This is a genomic window from Nocardia sp. NPDC058666 (assembly GCF_042714895.1).
Classification (GTDB): domain Bacteria; phylum Actinomycetota; class Actinomycetes; order Mycobacteriales; family Mycobacteriaceae; genus Nocardia.
In genome coordinates this window covers 113,782-132,123 of record NZ_JBHXRY010000005.1, presented here as the reverse complement: position 1 = coordinate 132,123, position 18,342 = coordinate 113,782, and the positions used below count along the sequence as shown (strand labels likewise).

Below are 18,342 nucleotides of genomic sequence, written 5' to 3'. Positions count from 1 at the left end.
TGATCGGAACATGGGTTTCTACACCGACCGGATCCTGCCGCACCTCGTCGACAAAGTCTGCGGGACCGCCCAGAACGGGCCACTGCGCGAGCGCACCTGCGCCGGATTACACGGGCACGTTGTCGAGATCGGGTTCGGTTCGGGCAACAACATCGGGTTCTATCCCGCCGCGGTCGACAAGGTCAGCGGGGTCGAGCCTGCGTCGGTGGCGTGGGATATCGCCGCCAAACGTGTTGCGGCCAGCCCGATTCCGATCGAACAGGCAGGCCTGGACGGTCAGTCGCTGCCGTTTCCCGACAACACCTTCGACACGGCGCTGTCCACCTTCACCCTGTGCACCATCCCCGACGTGTCGGCCGCGCTCGCCGAGATCCGCCGGGTGCTCAAACCGGGCGGCACCCTGCATTTCGTGGAACACGGTCTCGCACCCGACGAATGGGTGCAGACCTGGCAGCACCGCCTCAACCCGATCCAGCAGCGCGTCGCCGGTGGCTGCCACCTCAACCGCGACATCGCCGCGCTGATCGGCGACGCGGGCTTCGAGTTCACCGAACTGGACCGGTTCTACCTGCCGGGAGCCCCGAAAGCGTTGGCGGCGTTGTCACTTGGGGTTGCCCGCTGACTGGTTTCGGCAAATGCTTGCGCGACGGTGAGGCTGTCTTCGTAGACGTGGTAGCGGGTGATCACACCGCTTTCGACGGTGAAGTGCAGTGCGCACCGGGCGGTGTATTTCTTGCCGGTTGCCCTCACCGTCTGATTGATCTCGCCGAGCACGACGGCGTCCGGACCGTCGACCAGGATTTTGGTGATTGTCCCGCCACCCTGGCCGGGAACGTGGAAGTCGTGCAGTGCCCTGAAATGGTCGGCGACGTCCGCGCGAGTCGACCGCTGTCGGATCCAGGGCACCGCGGGATGCCCCGCATCGGGCCAATCGAGTTGCCAGTCGACATTTTCCGCGAACAGCTCGGCGATCCGGTTCGGCTCTGCCTGTGCCAGCCGGTGGAGAAATTCGGTCACGACAGCGCGGGCGTCCGAGTCTGGTGTAGAGGTCATAGTCGAAACTGTAAGCAAGCTGCACTGACATCTTCTGTCAGTGAACTTTGACAGAATCGCCGTATGCGCGCGGCTCGTCTGGTGACCCTGCTGTTACTGCTGCAAGCCCGAGAGCGGATGACCGCTCAGGAACTGGCAGACACCCTCGAGGTCTCGGTCCGCACGATCTACCGGGATGTGGAATCGCTGGGCATCGCGGGAGTCCCGGTGTACGGAGAACCCGGACATGAAGGCGGTTACCGCCTTCTAGACGGTTATCGGACCCGACTGACCGGTCTCACCGCCACTGAGGCCGAGGCGCTGTTTCTCACGGGGCTGCCCAAGGCCGCCGCCCAGTTGGGTCTAGCTGCCCAAGCGACCACCGCACAGCTCAAGATCGAGGCCGCGTTGCCCGCCGACGTGCGCGATCGTGCGCGCCGCAGCGCCGATCGGTTCCACCTCGACTCGTCGACCTGGTACAGCGACGCCGACCACACACCCCATCTGTCACCGATCGCCGACGCCACCTGGAATCAGCAATGCGTGCGGATCCACTACCTGCGCTGGGCGGTACCGCGGGAGATCACCCGCATCGTCGAGCCGCACGGACTGGTCCTCAAGGCCGGCGTCTGGTATCTCGTAGCCCGCAATCAGGGACGGTTGCGCACCTACCGGATCTCCCGCATCCTCGAGGTGAAAGTTCTCGCCGAGTCTTTCGACCGATCCGAAGGTTTCGACCTGGCCGCCCACTGGAACGACTACCTGATCCGATTCGACCAGCGCCGCCACCGTGACACCGCCACCCTGCGCCTGTCTCGCCGCGGTATCGAGCGGTTGCCGGGTCTACTCGAGCCCGCCATGGTCGCGGCCGCCCAGCGCACAGCTGTGGGACCGGATGCCGCGGGTTGGACTGAGGTCGAGCTGCCGATCGAGTCGGTCGAAACGGCCGTACCCGAACTGCTGAAGTTCGGTGCAGATGTCGAAGTTGTCGCGCCCGAAGAACTTCGGACGGAAATCACCCGAACGCTGCGAGCGATGTATCGGATCTATGAGTAACAGCTGCCGGGTCCGCTGCTACTCGGTGATCCCTACCAGGAGCTGATCAGTGTGGTCTCGTGGTCGCCGCGGTGCCAGTGTTGCGCGAGGCGGGTGAGGCGGTGGGGGGCGGCGATGCTGCGGGTGGTCGCGATCTTGTTGTCGCGGATTTCCAGGATCGCCACGCCCAGGACGCGGTCGTCGGTGGTGAACACGATGGCTGGGCAGCCGTTGACCACGGCGGCGTGGATCGAGGGTGTGCCGCCTGCGAGTCGGCGTTTGGCCGGTGTCGGGGTGAAACCGGCCTGTATGGCGCGGGCGAGGCGTTGTGGGGTGGCGTAGCTGATCAGTTTCGCTGCGCGGCCGCCGAAGCCGTCGGAGATGCCGGTCGCGTCGTCGGTCAGCAGCGCGATCAGGCGTTCGGTGCGGCCCGAGGAGGCGGCGTCGACGAAGGCTTCGACGATGCGGCGGGCGGACCCGGGATCGGTGCCGGTGTTGTTGCGGGCCACGGTGATTCGTGTGCGGGCGCGGTGCAGGTGTTGCTGGCTCGCGGAGACGGTGAGGTCGAGGATGTCGGCGATTTCGGCATGCCGGTAGGCGAAGGCTTCGTGTAGCACGTAGACGGCGCGTTCGACCGGTGACAGTCGTTCCATCATCGCGAGTACGGCCAGGGTCACCGATTCGCGCTGTTCGACGGTGTCGGCGGGGCCCAGCATCGGGTCGCCGTCCAGCAGCGGTTCGGGCATCCAGGTGCCGACGGCGCGTTCGTGGCGTGCTTTGGCCGACCGGAGTCGGTCGAGTGCGAGGTTGGTGACGATCTTGGTCAGCCAGGCCTCCGGTACGTCGACGTAGGTCCGGTCGGCGGCCTGCCACCGCAGGAACGCGTCCTGCACCGTGTCTTCGGCGTCGGCGGCCGAGCCGAGTAGGCGGTAGGCGATCGAGGCCAGCCGGTGGCGGCTGGCCTCGAAATGCGCCACGGTGGCGGTGTCCATGAGCACGACTCTAGGCGGGGATCACGTCGTGTTCGACGGTGGTGACCGCGCGCTTTGACTCGTGCGGCCGCCCGGCCTCGCAAAGCCCACGACTTGGATCGCGCGTCACCGCCGACCACCTGGAACAACCCGTCCTTGCGACCCAGACTGATGTGATTGCCCACGTAGGGAAGCGATTTCGTCGAGATCGTGCGCCCGGTCAGGTCTCCGACGATCGTGGCGGTGGCCTGCATGCCGGTGAATCCCGCGGACGCGCACGACATCGGCAGCGGTTGTCCGTTGTCGCCGATGACGAAGGCGCTGTCACCGGCGACGTAGACGTCGGGGTGCGAGACCGAGCGCATCTGACGGTCGACGGTGATCTGACCGTTGGGTTCCACGGTGAGACCGGTGGCTGCGGCGATCGGATGGGCGGCGAAACCGGCGGCCCACACCGTCGCGTCGGTGGTGAACACGGTGCCGTCTGTGGCCACCGCGCGTTCGGCTTCGACCCGCTCGATGGCGGTGTTCTGGTGGACGGTGATGCCGAGCCGGTCGAAGGCGTCGAGCAGGTGGGTGCGGGCTTTGGTGCCCAGCCAGCCGCCGAGTTCGCCGCGGGTGGTCAGGCTGACGCGCAGTTCCGGATGGGATTCGGCGATCTCGGTGGCGGCCTCGATCGCGGTCAGGTTGCCGCCGACGATCAGTACCTTCGCGCCCGCGCCGAGGGCGTTCAGGTGGGCGCGCAGTCGCAATGCGGCCGGGCGCGATGCCACGTGAAAAGCGTGCTCGTCGACGCCGGGGACATCGTGGTCGTTCGCGGTGCTGCCGAGTGTGTAGAGCAGGGTGTCGTAGTCGAGTCGGTCAATTCTGTTTCCGTCGGTGATCGTGACGGTTCGGTCTTCGACGTCGACACCGGTCACCCGCGCCACATGAAGCCGGATGCCGGTTCCCGCGAACATCTCCGCCAACGGCAGATGCCGCAGATCCTGACCGGCGGCGAGCTGATGATTGCGCAACCGTTCGGCGAAATCGGGTTCGGCGTTGACGATCGAGATCTCGAAGTCGTCGGAATGGAGTCGGCGGGCCAGGGCCCCGGCGGAGAATGCTCCGGCGTATCCGGCCCCGAGGACGACGATGCGGTGCTTCATGATTCGCTCCTGTCTGGTTCGCGTGCACCCTGAACGAGACAGGCCGTGATTTCCTGACACGTTTGCCAAGTGACGTGAGTCACGCCCTGTCGCCGTGTTCGGTGATGCTGCCCGTCAACCACCAGAACGCCGAGGACGCCCGGTGGGTGATGCGGACATAGGCGGTGTCGTGGGCGAAGTCCTGGACCTGGGTCACAGTGTTTACCGAATCCGGTTCGGTCCACGACACCCAGATACAGTCCGGTCCGGAGCTCGACACGGTCGATCGGGAGGAAGGCAACAACGTCGGCGCTCCCACCTGGGTATCAGTCTTCGACCACATCGCTACCACCGAGTCGGTCAGAGAATCCTGAAGTGCCGATTTCAGGGTGTTCGGTCGGTGTGTCGTTTCCGGCAGGGCAGACTCAATTGCACCAGCATCGCACCGATCAGCATGATCACAGCCCCCACTATCTGTGTCAGCCCTAGTGACTGGCCGAGCAGCAACCAGGCCAGCACGGCCGCGACCAGTGGTTCCACCACGGCCAGCACGCTTGCGAGAGCCGAGGGCAGATCACGCAGGGCCCGCAGACCGGCCAGATAGGGCAGCACGGTCGCCGCCACCGCCAGCACCAGAAGCACCAGCCACACCGGCGCTCGTAGACCGGCCAATACTGCGGGGGCTGCCAATAGCTGCGAGGGCAGCGTCCACGGCGGGGTAAACATTGCTACCACCACCGCGCCGATCGCCAACCCGACCGCCGTCAGCCCGACCGGGTCATGCCTGCTCGCGCCGTGTTCGCCGAGCAAGAAGTATCCGGCTGAGCAGATCGCCGAGCCCAGACCGGCGGCAACACCGAGCACGTCCAACTGGGCGCCCTGCCAGACCTGTGCAACCAGACCCAAGCCGCCCCCGGCTAAACTGATACCCAACCAAACTGAGCCGGTCAGCCGAGTACGCCGCACTATCCGCACCCACAGTGCCACCAGCGCGGGCGCAAGATTGACCAGCACCATCGCCAACCCGACTGGAACCCGGGCCACCGCAACGAAAAACAACAGTTGCACCCCGGCCACACCGACCACGCCATAACCGAGCAGAAGCCACAGGTCGGTACGGCGGAACCGCAATGCTCGTGGACGCAACACCGCAACAATCGGCACCAGAAGTACCGCAGCCAACACGGTTCTCGCAGCAGTCACCGCCGCCGGGGACCAGCCCGTCCCCATGACCGCCTTCGCCAAGGGGCCCGAACTCGCGAACAATACCCACGAGGCCAAACTCCACCCCGTCGCCCGGGCTCGAATAGACACTCGCCCAGCGTGTTCCATCGTGGCCATAGCCCAGTGTCACGAAACGAGCACTGCGCCGACCACAGAATTTCCGACGGGACTACGTCGTCACAGGCGGCACGGCTCCATCGGGGTGAACGAAGTCTACTGCCGCATATCGCGCGGCCATGTCAATCGCCGCGCCGGCGGGACGCTCAGTAGGCTCGGCGGGTGTCGACGATCGCGCTTCGTGCCGCAACCAGCAGTGACATCCATACCATTCTCGCCTTCTGGGGAGCCGCCGCCGAGGATGCCCACCGGCCCGCGGACACCGCCGAGGCCATCGAGTCCGTCATCGGCCGCGACCCTGGCGCCGTGATCCTCGCTATCGATGAGGACACCGACGACCGTGCTCTCGTCGGCACCGTGATCGCAGGCTGGGATGGCTGGCGGTGCCACATCTATCGGCTGGCGGTCTCACCCGACCGCCGCCGTAGCGGCATCGGCCGACGCCTACTCCAGGCCGCCGCGCAACGTTTCGCCGAACTCGGGGGCGGTCGCGCGGACGCGATGGTTCTCGACCGAAACGACTTGGCGCACAGTGCGTGGAAGGCCAACGGCTATGCGCAACAGCCCGAGTGGTCGCGCTGGGTCAAGCCCTTGTGAGCGGCCCTGATGTCGGAGCGCACCCGCGACGGTCTGGCCGCGGCTCGTGCCCGTGGCCGCACCGGCGGACAGAAACCCAAACTCGGTCCGCGGCAGGTCGCCCCGACCCGGCAGATGTACGACGAACTCGACGAACGAGGCAAACGTCGCTACACCGTCGAAGCTATCGCCGCCGAGTTCGGTGTCACCCGCCCCACCATTTACCGACATCTGTCCGCTGACACAGCGAAAATGGAGGCGTGACGGCGGCCGGGCTGACCGGATTGACTGACGCGGACCGCCAGCGGGCGATGAGCTGCTTCGAAGTGCTGCGGCCTCATCTCGATGACGAGGTGCCACTGACCCGCGCTGCAGCACAGGCGGGTGTGCCGTTCTTCGAACAGGGACATGCGGTTCAGATGGACCGAATCCGGCAGTCTTTGACCGGGCCCAAGCCCAGGATCCTGAAACGCTATCTGCGATAGCGAGCTTGCCGGGGTTCCAGCCCGTATAAAGCTGTCACCGCGATTAAGGTGTGCCCGTGAGTGATACAGGTTTGGACAACGAATTCGGCCCCGCGACCTGGGCGGGAATCGAAGCGGCGTGGACGTCGTGGGGGCGTCTCGATCAGGACGTCATCGCACCGTTGATCAACCCGGCCTTTATGGGCGGACCCGCCTGGCCCGGTCTTCGTCAGGCGCATTCGATCACTCGCCGCACCGACGGGATCCTGCTGGCCAGCAGCGGTTTGGCCGACCCGACCACATGGGACGACGACGAGCCCACCAACGGCTTCGAGGTCGAGGTGTATGCGATCGCCTCCGATCTGCCCGTCGACAGCGACACAATGACCGTCGCGGGGTCCTGGCTGGGCAGTGTGGTGATGGCCGTGTCGGATCAGGTGGCCCACCTCGGATTCCGATTCACCGACACCCTCACGCGATCCCGCCTGCTCACCATGGCCCTGCCGCACGTGGAACTTCCCGACGTGCCGGACCACTACATCGACAGTGACGATGGCGCGGTGGTGATGATCGGGTTGACCGATGCCGAGATCCCGAATGTGGTCACCGGCCCGCTGTCCCCGATCCGCCTGGTCAACATCAAACTGCTCACCCGCGCCGAAGGCCGCTTCTGCGCGAGTCACTGGAGAGGCAGCAACTACGCCCGCCGCGAGGTAGCGCGGCGGCTCGCCAAACAGGGGCGCCCACTCTACTCAGGCCTGAATCGTCCATCAGTCGTCTGACGTCCGACTCGCGGGAACCGCCGAATATCGCATCTGTAGAGACCTACTCGGGCTACCCAGCTGACGCTGGTTGCCGAGCTCGAAACCGCCGACGCTACGTTCCGTCGGTTCTGGACAGATCATGCGGTCGGCACCCGCAGACACACCACGAAGTCGTTCAATCACGCAGATCTCGGAGCCGCTACGTTCGAGTTCGAAACACTGCACCTGCACGAGGACGGCCTACGCATCTCCTGCTACACAGCCGCCGGATAGTTGCCCCACAGCCGCTCCCATTCGGCAGCCCCGCCCGGAGACACCCACGCGGTGGTGCGGGCGGACTCGAAAGGGAGGTTGTTCGACAGGTTCACCAGTTGTTGTTCGAAGGCGGTGCGGACGCCGGTGTCGGATGTAGGCGCTCCGGTGAGGACCTTGCGTTGGTGGGTCAGGGCGGCCTCGAAAAACATTGCCTGGTGCGCCGGGGTTGTCGATCGGTAGAGGGTGAGCGCGTTCGGTACCAGCCCTTCGGCGTTCGCGGCGACGAGCCGATCGTGACCGTCGAGCACTAGCCAGCCGTCGAGGCTGGAGACGTGCCACAACAGGACCGGAGGGAGGCAGCCTTCCCTGGCGCGACGGCGGTAGGCCTTCACCCGTGGCGCATCGGGGGCGGACAAGGGGCGCAGCGGAATGATCGGGGTGTCGCCGTCGCACCAGTCCACATATCGGTTCGGCCAGGAATCCGGGAGATCGGTAGGCCAGCAGTACCTCGGCGGGAGGTGTTGAGTGCCGAGCTGCCACAGCCCGGCGTGCAGGGGACCGCGATCGGAACCGGCGAGTGCTTGGGCGAACCGGTGTGTCCAGTCGGGTTTGCGCCGCGACAGGTGCGCGGTCAGTGGCGGTATCGGTGATCGGAATCCACCGAACTGCCGGACGGTGACGCCGGCACGGTCTTCGTCGACCTGCGCGAGAAGTACTGCGATGCCGCACTGCCGCACCAGGAATCGGCGGCTGCCCGCGACTTCGATCCGCAGCGGCGGCCGTAGCAACGGACCGGGTACGGACAGTGCGAGCGCTCGGTCCAGGTTCTGTCTCGTGACCATGGCGACAACGCTACGGTTCGTCCCCTGCGCGGGTCGATCGCTTTATGCTGCGCGGCAGTCGAATCCGGTGCGAGGTCTCGATCGGCGGGTCAGCGGTCGGCGGTTGTGGTGGTGAGGAATTCGGTGATGGCGGCGGTTACTGCGGTGGGTTGGTCGAGCATGGACAGGACGTAGGCGTTGTCGATTTCGATGAGGCGGGCGTGGGGGAGGAGGGCGGCTAGGCGGGGGCCGTGGGCTCGGGGCATGACTTTGCCTGCTGAGGACCAGAGGATGAGGGCTTCGCCGGGGAAATGTTGGAGGGCTTCGGTATTGGTGACGACGGTGCGTTTGTCGACTCCGGAGCGGAGATAGCTGATGACGTCGGCGCGGACACCGGAGTTGCTTAGGCCGGGCTCGGTCCAGGTGTGGACGAGGGTGGCGGGGAGGTCGGAGATGGTCATCTGGCCGAACATCAGTGGACTGCGGCGTAGCCAGCCGATGCGCATCTGGCGCAGGGCCAGGGTGATGCCGCCGGGGAGGGTCGCGGCGAGGACGGCGAGTCTGCCCGGGAGGCCCGGTGGGAAGTTGTCGAAGGCTTCGCTGGGGAAGATGATCAGGCGGCTGACGCGCCGGTCGAGGCCGTAGGCGGTGAGGAACAGGGCGCCACCCCAGTCGGAGTGCACCAGGGTCACGTCGTGCAGGTCCAGGGCGGCGAGGAAATCGGCGACGAGGTGGTTGAGCCCGCGCAGGCTCAGGTCGGTGCCGGGGTTCATCGGTTCGGGGTGGGCGCCCAGCGGCAGGTCGGGCAGCACATACCGGAAGCCGGTGGGGAGGTCGTCGATGATCGCGTCCCAGACCGTGTGGTTCATCAGCAGTCCGTGCAGCAGGACCACCGGGGGACCTTCGCCGCGTTCGCGGTAGTGGATACGGCCCGCATCGAGTTCGACGGTCGGCATGACATCCTCCGTTTCGACTAGAGCATTCACTCTAGTGCGTTTGCTCTAGTCTGGAGGAGTGAGCGAGCAGATGTCAACGACCACCCGCGACCGCTTGGTGACCGCGGTCGCCGAACTGATGCGCGTGCACGGGTACAGCGCGATCACCGTCAAACAGATCACCGCCGCCGCCGGTGCTCCGATGGGGTCGCTGTATCACCACTTTCCGCAGGGGAAGGTGCAGATCGCGGCCGAGGCGTTACGCAGCACCGGTGCTGCCTACATCCAGTTGCTGCCGTTGTTGATGGACCCGCACGAAGATCTGCGGGTGGCCGTGCCCGCCGCGTTCTCCGACGCTGCTCGCGCACTCGAGGAATCCGGGTGGATGAACATGTGCCCGGTGGGCACCGTCGCGGGGGAGGTCGCCGACAGCGAGCCGGTCCTGCGCGAGGTCGCCGCCGAGGTGATGCGGGACTGGATCGACCAGGGCGCAACATATTTCGTCCGACGCGGAGTCGCGGAATCCGCGGCGCGCGAGTTGATTCTGGCGATGCTGTCCGCGCTGGAAGGAGCTTTCATTCTGGGCCGCACGCTGCGTTGCGCCCAGCCGTTGCGGGCGGCCGGTCAGGCGATGGCGGCGCGGGTGGACATCGTGCTCACACCACAATGACCGTGTCACGGGCCCTGTGACACGGTTGTGGTTGTGCGAGTGGATGATTCATCTACGCGGCGGCGAGCGCTGCGGTGATCTTGCCGGTCATGTCGGCCATCGTCGGGTTGGGCTGCGGCTGGAACAGCGCGGTGGTGTCGATGGCCACGCCGATGGTGTTGCGGAAGTTCTCGGCCTCGACCGGGTCATGCTTGCCGAGCAGGCTCACCGCCGCCGTGAGAGCGGGCAGCACCTGATCAGCCAGTTCGGCGACCGACGACCCGCTCAGGGCGATGCGTCCGGACTTCTCGGCCAGGACATGTCCGACCAGGCCGGTCGCCGACGACAGCGCGATGCTGCCGGCCGTGGCGATCTTGTGCGGCTTACTGGTGGCCCCGCCGGCTGCGGCGAGGAGGGAGACGGCGCCGTACGCGGCGGTCCGCAGGGTGGTCTTTTCCTGGGTGGTGAGGGTGACAGACATGATGGTGTTCTCCTTGTGTGTTGTTGTGCGGTACGGGGATTGGAAGATTCAGCTGCTTGCCGACGAGGTCGCCTCGACTTCGCGCACGGCGTCGGCGATGGCGCGGAAGTCCTTTTTCAGGATCGCGCCGTGGTTGCTGGGGACCTTCGCGCTGATGCGGATATTGGGGTTGGTGGCCAGCACGGCATCCAGGCCGGTGCGGATCTTTTCCTGCTCGTCGCCCTTGCTGCCGAACGAGGTTCCCGACGCGACCACGTACCGCACCGGGTCGGTGATGGCGTTCAGGACCGGGGTCAGGTTTTTCACGCTGGACAGCTTGCCCAGTTCGATATTGCTGTCGGCCTGCTGCTTCGCGGTCAAACGGGGCGCCAGGCCGGTGGGGCGGGCCAGCGGAAGGACCCAGCTCAGCCGCTTGAACAGTTTGCGGATGCGCAGTTCCATGGCCTCGTCGAGCCAGTCGTAGGGGAAGGCGCCGTCGACCAACACCGCACCCAGCGCGGCGCCGGGGTTGCGGCTGGTCCAGTGCGCGCCCAGGTAGGCGCCGTAGGACCAGCCGACCAGGATCGGCTTCTCGGTGATGCCGCGTGCGGCCAGGATCGCGTGGATGTCGCGCACGCAGGTGTCGAAGGAGTAGTCGGCGGACTTCTTGGACTTACCGCGGGCCCGCTCGTCGAAGGTGATGTGACGGTAGCCGGGGCCCAGTTCGGCGATGACCTTGCGCCAGTAGCCCTGGGTGCCGAACTGGCCGTTGAGGTAGATCACCGGGGTGCCGGTGCCGCCGGTGTCGGTGACCGCGAGTTCGGTGTCGTCGATGGGGACCATGCCGGTCCAAGCGGTGGTGGTGGCGGTGGAGTTCGAGGAAGTCATTGCCATGTCCTTGCGTTGCGATGTTCGGGCTTTACTGATGATTGAAGAGTATGTTGCGTTCACTGTTCTGTCAACACTTGATTTCAATTAAAACCCATGTGGGAGTGCGTAAAGACCCTGGCATTGCAATGAATATGACAGTGAATGCAACGGGTAGCCGCATTGCGTATTGCAATGAGATGACAGTGAATGCATACTGGGCGTGGGACAGGCGACCACGCCTCGTACCGGTGAACAGAGAGGTGACCAGCAGCGATGCCAGGAGGCAGACTCACCGACGCGGACCGCCAGCACATCGCGCAGGGCCTGGCGCAAGGACTCGGCTACGCCGAAATCGGCCGGACACTGGGCCGACCCGCCTCGACCGTCATGCGCGAAGTCACCCGCAACGGCGGACCCGACGACTACCGCGCCCACCGCGCACAACAGGCCACCCAGCAACGCGCCCGCCGACACAAACAACCCCAACCGGACCCGCCCCCGATCCCCGACAACGGCTACGGACGCGACCCCCAAGCCGTCGCGGACTTCGCCGAATCGTTCACCGCCCTGCTCATCGAACAGGGCCTGCCGCGCATGGAAGCCAGAGTGCTTGCCTGCCTACAGATCACCGACGCCGGCGCCCTCACCGCCGCCGAACTGGTCGAACGCCTGCGTGTGAGCCCCGCGTCGATCTCCAACGCGGTCGCCTTCCTCGAACAGCAGGGCATGTTGCGTCGTGAACTGGTCCCCGGACAGCGCCGCGAACGCTACGTCATCGACGACGACATCTGGCTACGCAACCTCGCCGCCTCGGTCCACATGCAAAACGCCCTCGCCGCCATCACCCGCCGCGGAGTCGAAGTCCTCGGCCCCGACACACCCGCGGGCGCCCGCTTCGAACTATCGGGGGAATTCGTGCTCATCGTCGGCGCGGCACTACGCCAGGCCATGGAGCAGTGGCAACAGCGGCTGGCCGAGCGTGCGCGCTACTCATAGATCGTCGCTGCGCGCAGGGCAGTCTGCATGACCTCCCAGCTGCTCCACGGGATCGGGACACCACGGTTGGCGTAAAAGCCCTCAGCATCGGCAAGCCAACCGGCCAGCGCCTCCAGGTAGTCCGGCAACGAATGATTGTCCCAGTGCGCGGGGGGACCAGCTGACCAGTCCGCAACCAACGCACGCACTGCGGAGACCATCCGGTCATTCGCCCCTGCCGCCACCGCCGACGGACAGCCAGGCAGACCACAGTCTTCGTCCGGGTCGCCGTCCGGGTTGGACAGGTCGTGCTCGAACTCGTAGTGGAAGCACACGTAATGCATCCCTTCGAACACTGTGTAGTTGTCGCGACCCACTCGAACGGGTCGGCCGCAGCGACGGCAGATCGGGCTGCTGGTGGTATCGGGCACGTGAGGATCATGGCAAATGGTCCGGGTGCAGGTCCTTGCCTCGGGTAGGTGACGAAATCGGAATGCGGTCCGATCGGCGCTCTGGCAGCATGGCCGGATGCCGGATCTGCTGTGGAGCGAGGTCAAGAACTTCTTCGACCCCAACTTGATGGGTGATCTGCCGGATCTGTGGGTGCCCGACACCTCTGTCGAGGACTGGCAGGCGGTTTTCGAACTGATCCGTTCCAGCGGGTGGGCATGGGAGTACGCGGAGGACGGCACCGTGCGACCGCTACCGCCTGCGGCGGACGTGCTGCCGCGTCCTGTTGATGCGGAGTCGGTCACGCTGCGGGTCAGGCCCGTGCCGGGCGTGGAGGTGATCTTTTGGCCGATGTCGGCCACCGACATCGATTTCGACGTGAACCTCCGTGAGCTGCAAGGCCAGGAAGGCGTGGATACCCTGTGTGGCTTGTTGTGTGCGCTGGGCCGCTTACTCGGCAAGCCGGTGTTCCTGTGTGCCGAAGGCCGCCAGCACGGCTACCCGGTGCTCGGGTTCGACCCGGCAGCTGACCGTGTGGTGCTGCTGGCAGATCCAGAACTCTGAAGACCTTGTTCCGCGCGCGGACCCACTGCGATGCGTGTGGATAGGCAGGCCCCGCCTCTACGAAATCTATTCTGCTGCAGGGTGTTTCGACCGGCTAACCGGTCGGGGTGAGGACGATTCGGGCGACCAGGGCTCGGTGGTCGGCGCCGGGGAGGGGGAGGGTTTCGACGGTGGTGGCGTGGGCGTTGGCTAGGAGGAAGTGGTCTATGCCGACCAGTGGGGGGAACGGTTTGTCGGTGGGGTAGGTGGGGAGGTGGCCTGCGCCTGCTTGGGTGGCGGCGTCGGCGAAGGGGGCGGTGGTCATGGTGCGGAACAGGGCGTGGTCGTGGGTGGCGTTGAAGTCGCCGCCCACTATGGCGGGGCGGTCGGTGGGGGCGTTGCGCAGGATTTCGTTGAGGCGGGTCAGTTCGTCGGCCCAGACAGCGGTGTCGTAGACGGGTGGGACGGGGTGGAAGGCGTAGATCGTGACCGGGCCTACGTCGGGGATGGTGGCGGTGGCGGAGATCTGGTTGAGGATGTAGCCGTCGTATTCGGTGGTGTGCGACAAGGGGAATCGGCTCCAGATGCCGGTGCCGCTGGCTGTTTGACCGGGGGCCAGGTAGCGGTGGGGGAGGAGGTGGTCCAGGCCTGCGCGGGACAGGGCGTCGACGGCGGGGCGGGTGAGTTCGTTGACGGTGAGGATCGCGATGTCGCGGGTGCGGACCTGGTCGACGAGTGCGGCGGGGTCGGCGCCGTCGAAGAGCAGGTTGGCTTGCATCGCCATGATCGGGTGGCCGTTGCCGCCGGGCTCGGCGAAGTACAGCGGGGCCTGGGTGGCGAGGCCCGCGCCTGCGACGATTACGGCCACACCGGCCGCGACCCACTGGCGAGTTGCGGCGAATCCGACAGCGCCGATCACCGCGCCGCACATCAGATAGGGCGCCCCGGATGCGGCCAGCACCAACGGTTCCAGCGGCCACCGGATGAAATGCAGTGCCACGCCGGCCGCTGCTGCGAGCGTTGCGGCGCCGGCCAGCAGGCGGATACCGGTCCGGATTACCTGCGGTGTCATCTCGCCAGCCAAGCACGGGTCGGGAGTTCGCGCGAACGAGCGCTCACCGGTCGGCGCAGTTTCGCTCACCTCGAGTCCACGGTCGCGAGCAGGGGCGCAAGGGCCCGAAGACCGGCGGGTGGCGCGGGGGAGGTGCCAATGGTGGTAGGAAAGGGGGCGTGTCGGCATCTGGCGAGAATTCTGGTTCCCACGGTCGGTCGCGCGCGGAGGACGAGGTGGTGGAGCTGGTCAGCAAGCTGATCCAGTTCGACACCTCCAACACCGGCGACCTGGCCACCACCAAGGGCGAGCAGGAATGCGCGCACTGGGTGGCCCAGCAATTGCACGAAGTCGGGTACGAGACCGAGATCGTGGAATCGGGCGCGCCCGGACGCGCGAATGTGTTCGCGCGGTTGAAAGGTGCCGACCCGAATCGCGGCGCGTTGATGATCCACGGGCACCTGGACGTGGTGCCCGCCGAGGCCGCCGACTGGAGCGTGCACCCGTTCTCGGGTGCGGTGCGCGACGGGTACGTGTGGGGGCGCGGCGCGATCGACATGAAGGACATGGTCGGCATGACCCTGGCGCTGGCTCGTCAGTTCAAAGCCGAAGGCACGGTGCCGCCACGGGATCTGGTGTTCGCGTTTCTGGCCGATGAGGAGAACGGCGGCAAATGGGGGTCGCAGTGGCTGGCAGACAACCGGCCCGACCTGTTCGAAGGCGTCACCGAGGCGGTCGGTGAGGTCGGCGGGTTCTCGCTGACCGTGCCGCGACCCGACGGCACCGAACGCAGGCTCTACCTGGTCGAAACCGCCGAAAAGGGCCTGGGCTGGATGCGGTTGCGGGCCAAGGCGCGCGCCGGGCACGGGTCGTTCCTGCACGACGACAACGCGGTCACCATCCTCGCCGAAGCCGTCGCACGACTGGGCAGGCACACCTTCCCGATCGTGCTGTCGGATTCGGTGGCCGAGTTCCTGGCCGCGGTCAGCGAGGAGAGCGGGCTGGCATTCGACCCGCACGGACCCGACATCGAAGGCCAACTGGCCAAACTGGGCACCATTTCGCGGATCATCGGCGCGACCCTGCGCGACACCGCCAACCCGACGATGCTGCAGGCCGGATACAAGGCCAACGTCATCCCACAAACGGCCGAAGCCGTGATCGACTGCCGGGTGGTGCCGGGACGGCAGGCGGCGTTCGAACGCGAAGTCGACGAGCTGATCGGACCCGACGTGGAACGGGAGTGGATCACCAAACTGGACTCCTACGAGACCACCTTCGACGGGCACCTGGTCGACGCCATGAACGACGCGGTGCTGGCCCACGACGCCAACGGGCGCACCGTGCCCTACATGCTGTCCGGTGGCACCGACGCGAAAGCGTTCGCGCGCTTGGGGATTCGCTGCTTCGGGTTCGCACCGCTGCAACTGCCGCCGGACTTGGACTTCACCGCGCTGTTCCACGGGGTGGACGAACGAGTGCCGGTGGCATCGCTGGAATTCGGCACCAGGGTGCTGGAACACTTCCTTCTGCACAGCTGACCTCGACTGGAAAGGTCTTTCTATGAGCTACAACCCCTACGACGCGCTGCCGCAGGTGCCGTCGTTCACTGTCACTTCCGCCGACATCACCGACGGTCAGCCGTTGGCCAACGATCAGGTGTCGGGGGTGTTCGGATCCGGCGGCAAAGACATCTCACCGCAGCTGAGCTGGTCCGGATTCCCCTCCGACACACAGAGTTTCGCGGTGACCGTGTTCGACCCCGACGCACCGACCGCGTCCGGGTTCTGGCACTGGGCGGTGGCCAATATTCCGGTCTCGGTGACGTCGCTGGACGTCGGTGCCGGTAGCGAGGGCGGGACGCTGCCCGCCGGTGCGGTGAGCTTGCGCAACGACGGCGGGTTTCCCGGCTTTGTCGGCGCGTCCCCGCCCAAAGGTCATGGGCCGCACCGGTATTACGTGGTCGTGCACGCGGTCGACGTCCCCGAACTCGAGATCGGACCCGACTCCACCCCCGCCTACCTCGGGTTCAACCTGTTCTTCCACACGCTGGCCAGGGCTACCCTGATCGGCACCTACGAACAGAACTGACACAACAGCGGTGGCCCCGGGGAAAACCCCAGGGCCACCGCTGTTCTCGCTGATTACTTCACGTTGATGACATGCTCGGGCGGCGTCTCGGCGTAGAGCTCGGTAATGGTCTCGGCGTACTTGTTCGAGATCGGCGTGCGCTTGAGCGACATCTTCGGGGTCAGCTCGTCACCGCCGGGCTCCCACAGATTGTCCACGATCACGAAACGCTTGATCTGCTCCACCCGCGACAGCTTCCGGTTGCCCTCCAGCACCGCTTCTCTGACCTCGTCGACGATTTCCTTGCGACGCGCCAACTCAGCGTGCGTGGCATCGGTGGCACCGAAGTCCTTGGCGCGCAACGCCACAACGTCGGGATCGAGCATGATCAGCGCGGTGATGTAAGCGCGCGCCTCACCGATGGCCACGGCCTGACCGATCATCGACGACGCCGCCTTCATCGCGTTCTCGATATTGGACGGAGCGATGTTCTTACCCGCCTCGCTGATGATCAGTTCCTTCTTACGGTCCACGATCCGCAGGTAACCGTCAGCGTCCAGGGTGCCGATGTCGCCGGTGTGCAACCAGCCGTCGTCGTCGATCGCCTCCGCGGTCTTGTCGGGCATATTGCGGTAACCGGGCGTGATGATCGGGCCGCGGATCAACACCTCACCGTCGGCATCCAAACGCAACTCCACCCCGTCCATCACCCGCCCCACCGAACCGGGGCGCGGCGAGTCCAGGTCGGTGAAGGTGCCGACACCCGAGGTTTCCGACATCCCCCACACCTCGCTGACCGCGAAACCCAAGCCCAAGAAGTACTCCAGGGTCTCCGGCGGCACCGGCGCGGCACCCGACGCCGCGCACTTCAACTCCTGCAAACCCAACGCCGCACGCAACTTCGACAACACCAGCGCATCCGCGATCTTGTGCTGAAGGCCCAGCAGCAGCGGACTCTGCCCCGCCAGATTCGCCTTCGCCTGCGCGACACCGACACCGATCGCCCAGTTGGCCAACAGCTTCTTGACCGGGCTCGGCTCGACCGCGAGCTTGTTCTCGATCCCGGTCTTGATCTTCTGCCACACCCGCGGCACCCCGAAGAACACCGTCGGCCGGGCATCGGGCAGCGCCGCGGCGATCTCGCGCGGATCGGGCACCGTGGTCAGCTGGATGCCGGTGAGCAGGCTCATCGCGTGCGCGGAAATACGGTCCGCGACATGCGCGGCGGGCAGATACGACACCGCACGGTCATCGAAACCGACCTTCAGTGGACCCGCGACCAGGCCGATGACCTGCGCGATCACATTCTTCTGGGTGAGCTCGACACCCTTGGACGGGCCGGTGGTGCCCGAGGTGTAGATCAACGTGGCCAGGTCGGTGGGCTGCACCGCTTTCCAGGCCGCGTCGAAATCGAAATCCGGGGCCGGGTCGGTCGCCAGAGTCGCCAGAGCGACCGTGCCCTCGGCGGTGCCGTCCACGAGCACGGTGTGCTCGACCTGCGCACCGGAAGAACGAATCAGATCGAGGAACGCCTGCTCGGTGACGACCACCTTGTTGCCCGCATTGGCGAACACATGCGCGATCTGCTCGGGCGAACTGGTGTTGTACACCGAGAACGGGACCGCGCCCAGATGCAGTGCGGCAGTGTCGATCAGGTTGAACTCGGGCCGGTTGGTGAGCATGATGCCCACCGCATCCCCATGTCGCACACCGAGTTTCGCCAACCCGGCCGCCAACGCTTGCACCCGCGACGCGTACTCGGACCAGGTGATCTCCTGGGTACCACCGACCGTGCGCAAAGCGATCTGATCGGGCCGCAAAGCGGCAGTCTGCTGGAAGGCGGCGGGCACGGTGTGCACCGTGACGCCCGAAGCGTGCGCGAAACCGATGTCTGTCATATCCCTGTTCCCATAGGCCGAGCTTGGACGCCGAGCCAATGCGAGTGAAACTGCC

General features: G+C 66.0%; 24 protein-coding genes. 12 read left to right on the top strand and 12 right to left on the bottom strand.

Annotated elements, in window-relative coordinates; genetic code table 11:
• Nucleotides 1–10: 10 nt before the first annotated feature.
• Nucleotides 11–622, top strand: a complete 612-nt coding sequence (locus ACFWVD_RS14440) for a class I SAM-dependent methyltransferase (RefSeq protein WP_379242738.1) — start codon at nt 11–13, stop codon at nt 620–622.
• Here ACFWVD_RS14440 and ACFWVD_RS14435 read toward each other — a convergent pair.
• Nucleotides 565–1,053: a nuclear transport factor 2 family protein gene (locus ACFWVD_RS14435; RefSeq protein WP_379242736.1), complete on the bottom strand. Its 489-nt coding sequence runs from the start codon at nt 1,051–1,053 to the stop codon at nt 565–567. The two genes, ACFWVD_RS14440 and ACFWVD_RS14435, sit on opposite strands and share 58 nt — an antisense overlap.
• 63 nt (nt 1,054–1,116) lie before the next feature.
• On the opposite strand from ACFWVD_RS14435, the gene ACFWVD_RS14430 reads away from it, so the two are divergent.
• The gene (locus ACFWVD_RS14430) at nt 1,117–2,088 is read left to right on the top strand and encodes a helix-turn-helix transcriptional regulator (protein WP_379242734.1); all 972 of its coding nucleotides are present in this window, start codon (nt 1,117–1,119) and stop codon (nt 2,086–2,088) included.
• Between the two features lie 32 nt (nt 2,089–2,120).
• Here ACFWVD_RS14430 and ACFWVD_RS14425 read toward each other — a convergent pair whose 3' ends face one another.
• The 4 genes from ACFWVD_RS14425 to ACFWVD_RS14410 form a co-directional block, all read right to left on the bottom strand.
• Entirely contained in the window at nt 2,121–3,005 is an 885-nt protein-coding gene (locus ACFWVD_RS14425; RefSeq protein ID WP_379243309.1) for a sigma-70 family RNA polymerase sigma factor, read from the bottom strand.
• Nucleotides 2,891–4,186, bottom strand: coding sequence for an NAD(P)/FAD-dependent oxidoreductase (locus tag ACFWVD_RS14420; RefSeq protein WP_379242732.1), 1,296 nt, complete (start codon nt 4,184–4,186; stop codon nt 2,891–2,893). Before ACFWVD_RS14420 ends, ACFWVD_RS14425 begins: the two co-directional genes overlap by 115 nt.
• Before the next feature lie 79 nt (nt 4,187–4,265).
• Complete coding sequence (locus ACFWVD_RS14415; protein WP_379242730.1) at nt 4,266–4,508, bottom strand: hypothetical protein; 243 nt, start codon at nt 4,506–4,508, stop codon at nt 4,266–4,268.
• Between the two features lie 41 nt (nt 4,509–4,549).
• Complete coding sequence (locus ACFWVD_RS14410; protein WP_379243307.1) at nt 4,550–5,497, bottom strand: DMT family transporter; 948 nt, start codon at nt 5,495–5,497, stop codon at nt 4,550–4,552.
• Between the two features lie 171 nt (nt 5,498–5,668).
• Here ACFWVD_RS14410 and ACFWVD_RS14405 point away from each other — a divergent pair, with 171 nt between their 5' ends.
• The 5 genes from ACFWVD_RS14405 to ACFWVD_RS14385 are packed head-to-tail and all read left to right on the top strand — an operon-like array spanning nt 5,669 to nt 7,583.
• Nucleotides 5,669–6,103, top strand: a complete 435-nt coding sequence (locus tag ACFWVD_RS14405) for a GNAT family N-acetyltransferase (protein ID WP_379242728.1) — start codon at nt 5,669–5,671, stop codon at nt 6,101–6,103.
• Nucleotides 6,104–6,112: 9 nt separating this feature from the next.
• Nucleotides 6,113–6,346 (top strand): TetR family transcriptional regulator, encoded by a 234-nt coding sequence (locus ACFWVD_RS14400; RefSeq protein ID WP_379242726.1) that lies wholly within the window; start codon nt 6,113–6,115, stop codon nt 6,344–6,346.
• Nucleotides 6,343–6,567, top strand: coding sequence for a hypothetical protein (locus tag ACFWVD_RS14395; RefSeq protein ID WP_379242724.1), 225 nt, complete (start codon nt 6,343–6,345; stop codon nt 6,565–6,567). The genes ACFWVD_RS14400 and ACFWVD_RS14395 overlap by 4 nt, the downstream gene beginning before the upstream one ends.
• Nucleotides 6,568–6,623: 56 nt before the next feature.
• On the top strand, nt 6,624–7,328 hold the full coding sequence (locus tag ACFWVD_RS14390) for a hypothetical protein (RefSeq protein WP_379242722.1): 705 nt from the start codon (nt 6,624–6,626) through the stop codon (nt 7,326–7,328).
• 60 nt (nt 7,329–7,388) lie between these two features.
• Nucleotides 7,389–7,583 carry a hypothetical protein gene (locus tag ACFWVD_RS14385; RefSeq protein WP_379243306.1) on the top strand — a complete coding sequence of 65 codons (195 nt, stop codon included), beginning with the start codon at nt 7,389–7,391 and terminating at the stop codon, nt 7,581–7,583.
• Here the strand turns inward: ACFWVD_RS14385 and ACFWVD_RS14380 are convergent.
• A complete protein-coding gene (locus ACFWVD_RS14380) occupies nt 7,565–8,407 on the bottom strand; it encodes a hypothetical protein (RefSeq protein ID WP_379242721.1) in 843 nt (280 codons plus the stop codon). The genes ACFWVD_RS14385 and ACFWVD_RS14380 overlap by 19 nt on opposite strands.
• Before the next feature lie 89 nt (nt 8,408–8,496).
• The gene (locus ACFWVD_RS14375; RefSeq protein ID WP_379242719.1) at nt 8,497–9,342 is read right to left on the bottom strand and encodes an alpha/beta fold hydrolase; all 846 of its coding nucleotides are present in this window, start codon (nt 9,340–9,342) and stop codon (nt 8,497–8,499) included.
• Between the two features lie 58 nt (nt 9,343–9,400).
• Between ACFWVD_RS14375 and ACFWVD_RS14370 the strand changes: the two genes are divergently transcribed.
• Nucleotides 9,401–9,991 carry a TetR/AcrR family transcriptional regulator gene (locus ACFWVD_RS14370; RefSeq protein ID WP_379242717.1) on the top strand — a complete coding sequence of 197 codons (591 nt, stop codon included), beginning with the start codon at nt 9,401–9,403 and terminating at the stop codon, nt 9,989–9,991.
• A gap of 52 nt (nt 9,992–10,043) precedes the next feature.
• On the opposite strand, the gene ACFWVD_RS14365 is transcribed toward ACFWVD_RS14370, so the two are convergent.
• Complete coding sequence (locus ACFWVD_RS14365; protein ID WP_379242715.1) at nt 10,044–10,451, bottom strand: hypothetical protein; 408 nt, start codon at nt 10,449–10,451, stop codon at nt 10,044–10,046.
• Nucleotides 10,452–10,499: 48 nt separating this feature from the next.
• Nucleotides 10,500–11,318, bottom strand: a complete 819-nt coding sequence (locus tag ACFWVD_RS14360; protein WP_379242713.1) for an alpha/beta fold hydrolase — start codon at nt 11,316–11,318, stop codon at nt 10,500–10,502.
• 255 nt (nt 11,319–11,573) lie between these two features.
• Here ACFWVD_RS14360 and ACFWVD_RS14355 point away from each other — a divergent pair, with 255 nt between their 5' ends.
• A complete protein-coding gene (locus ACFWVD_RS14355; RefSeq protein WP_379242711.1) occupies nt 11,574–12,296 on the top strand; it encodes a helix-turn-helix domain-containing protein in 723 nt (240 codons plus the stop codon).
• On the opposite strand, the gene ACFWVD_RS14350 is transcribed toward ACFWVD_RS14355, so the two are convergent.
• A complete protein-coding gene (locus ACFWVD_RS14350; protein WP_379242709.1) occupies nt 12,287–12,706 on the bottom strand; it encodes a hypothetical protein in 420 nt (139 codons plus the stop codon). The two genes, ACFWVD_RS14355 and ACFWVD_RS14350, sit on opposite strands and share 10 nt — an antisense overlap.
• 97 nt (nt 12,707–12,803) lie before the next feature.
• Between ACFWVD_RS14350 and ACFWVD_RS14345 the strand changes: the two genes are divergently transcribed.
• Entirely contained in the window at nt 12,804–13,289 is a 486-nt protein-coding gene (locus ACFWVD_RS14345) for a hypothetical protein (RefSeq protein ID WP_379242707.1), read from the top strand.
• Between the two features lie 94 nt (nt 13,290–13,383).
• On the opposite strand, the gene ACFWVD_RS14340 is transcribed toward ACFWVD_RS14345, so the two are convergent.
• Nucleotides 13,384–14,340 carry an endonuclease/exonuclease/phosphatase family protein gene (locus ACFWVD_RS14340; RefSeq protein WP_379242705.1) on the bottom strand — a complete coding sequence of 319 codons (957 nt, stop codon included), beginning with the start codon at nt 14,338–14,340 and terminating at the stop codon, nt 13,384–13,386.
• Nucleotides 14,341–14,498: 158 nt separating this feature from the next.
• Here ACFWVD_RS14340 and ACFWVD_RS14335 point away from each other — a divergent pair, with 158 nt between their 5' ends.
• Together ACFWVD_RS14335 and ACFWVD_RS14330 are read left to right on the top strand one after the other, a co-directional pair.
• Nucleotides 14,499–15,860, top strand: coding sequence for a M20/M25/M40 family metallo-hydrolase (locus ACFWVD_RS14335; protein ID WP_379242703.1), 1,362 nt, complete (start codon nt 14,499–14,501; stop codon nt 15,858–15,860).
• Nucleotides 15,861–15,882: 22 nt separating this feature from the next.
• The gene (locus tag ACFWVD_RS14330) at nt 15,883–16,410 is read left to right on the top strand and encodes a YbhB/YbcL family Raf kinase inhibitor-like protein (protein WP_379242701.1); all 528 of its coding nucleotides are present in this window, start codon (nt 15,883–15,885) and stop codon (nt 16,408–16,410) included.
• 53 nt (nt 16,411–16,463) lie between these two features.
• Here the strand turns inward: ACFWVD_RS14330 and ACFWVD_RS14325 are convergent, their stop codons facing one another.
• The gene (locus tag ACFWVD_RS14325; protein WP_379242699.1) at nt 16,464–18,287 is read right to left on the bottom strand and encodes an AMP-dependent synthetase/ligase; all 1,824 of its coding nucleotides are present in this window, start codon (nt 18,285–18,287) and stop codon (nt 16,464–16,466) included.
• Nucleotides 18,288–18,342 lie beyond the last annotated feature (55 nt).

Coding starts and splice junctions, on each gene's coding strand:
- ACFWVD_RS14380 (WP_379242721.1), bottom strand. CDS start 8,407: ATGGTCACGAGACAGAACCTGGACCGAGCGCTCGCACTGTCCGTACCC.
- ACFWVD_RS14410 (WP_379243307.1), bottom strand. CDS start 5,497: ATGGAACACGCTGGGCGAGTGTCTATTCGAGCCCGGGCGACGGGGTGG.
- ACFWVD_RS14330 (WP_379242701.1), top strand. CDS start 15,883: ATGAGCTACAACCCCTACGACGCGCTGCCGCAGGTGCCGTCGTTCACT.
- ACFWVD_RS14440 (WP_379242738.1), top strand. CDS start 11: ATGGGTTTCTACACCGACCGGATCCTGCCGCACCTCGTCGACAAAGTC.
- ACFWVD_RS14420 (WP_379242732.1), bottom strand. CDS start 4,186: ATGAAGCACCGCATCGTCGTCCTCGGGGCCGGATACGCCGGAGCATTC.
- ACFWVD_RS14325 (WP_379242699.1), bottom strand. CDS start 18,287: ATGACAGACATCGGTTTCGCGCACGCTTCGGGCGTCACGGTGCACACC.
- ACFWVD_RS14340 (WP_379242705.1), bottom strand. CDS start 14,340: ATGACACCGCAGGTAATCCGGACCGGTATCCGCCTGCTGGCCGGCGCC.
- ACFWVD_RS14435 (WP_379242736.1), bottom strand. CDS start 1,053: ATGACCTCTACACCAGACTCGGACGCCCGCGCTGTCGTGACCGAATTT.
- ACFWVD_RS14430 (WP_379242734.1), top strand. CDS start 1,117: ATGCGCGCGGCTCGTCTGGTGACCCTGCTGTTACTGCTGCAAGCCCGA.
- ACFWVD_RS14360 (WP_379242713.1), bottom strand. CDS start 11,318: ATGACTTCCTCGAACTCCACCGCCACCACCACCGCTTGGACCGGCATG.
- ACFWVD_RS14400 (WP_379242726.1), top strand. CDS start 6,113: ATGTCGGAGCGCACCCGCGACGGTCTGGCCGCGGCTCGTGCCCGTGGC.
- ACFWVD_RS14355 (WP_379242711.1), top strand. CDS start 11,574: ATGCCAGGAGGCAGACTCACCGACGCGGACCGCCAGCACATCGCGCAG.
- ACFWVD_RS14415 (WP_379242730.1), bottom strand. CDS start 4,508: ATGTGGTCGAAGACTGATACCCAGGTGGGAGCGCCGACGTTGTTGCCT.
- ACFWVD_RS14375 (WP_379242719.1), bottom strand. CDS start 9,342: ATGCCGACCGTCGAACTCGATGCGGGCCGTATCCACTACCGCGAACGC.
- ACFWVD_RS14345 (WP_379242707.1), top strand. CDS start 12,804: ATGCCGGATCTGCTGTGGAGCGAGGTCAAGAACTTCTTCGACCCCAAC.
- ACFWVD_RS14365 (WP_379242715.1), bottom strand. CDS start 10,451: ATGTCTGTCACCCTCACCACCCAGGAAAAGACCACCCTGCGGACCGCC.